This window comes from Faecalimonas sp. LCP19S3_D12 (assembly GCF_052121495.1).
GTDB lineage: Bacteria > Bacillota > Clostridia > Lachnospirales > Lachnospiraceae > Faecalimonas.
Genome location: NZ_JBQKED010000126.1, coordinates 1 through 603 on the forward strand (window position 1 = coordinate 1; position 603 = coordinate 603).

1 protein-coding gene is annotated in these 603 nt (G+C 52.9%); it reads right to left on the reverse strand.

What is annotated here, in order from left to right; translation table 11 throughout:
• A partial coding sequence (locus tag ACTQXY_RS15545) for a recombinase zinc beta ribbon domain-containing protein (protein ID WP_441660219.1) occupies positions 1-603 on the reverse strand: 603 nt, incomplete at both ends.

Genomic DNA, 603 nt, shown 5'->3' on the forward strand with positions numbered 1-603 from the left:
ACCATTTTGTCCAGAACCTCAATCCGTTCCTCGTCCCTTGTAAGGGAGCGTTCCATTGCTTCCCGCTGTTCCCGCTGCTCGGCTTCACAGGTATTGGTCAGGCGGTCGGCAACCGCTTCCCCGTCCATCAGGGCAGCTCTGGCACATTCCCGTATTTTCCGCAGCACATGGCTGTAAAGGGTGTCATAATCAATCCGGTGCTGGGTGCAGTGGTTCTTTCCAAAGGCATTGTAGGTCTTGCAGGAGTAAATCCGCTGGGGATGTTTTGCGTTTGTGTAGCGTATCGTCAGCGACTTCCCACACTCGCCGCATTTTAGCAGTCCGGCAAACAGGCTGATTTCATTGGTCTGCCCCGGACGCTGGCGGGATTTCAGCTTGTTCTGCACAATGTCAAAACTCATGCGGTCAATCAGCGGTTCATGCTGTCCCTCCACCACAATCCAGTCCTCCGGCTTCTTTTCCCCAATCGTGCCGATTTTGAAGCGGTAGTCTTTTTTCTGGGAAGCAATCGCCCCGGTGTAGACGGGATTCATCAAAAGGTCTTTGATAACGGAGAAGTCCCACATATACCGCCCGTTTTCCGGGTCTTTCTTTTCCCATTTG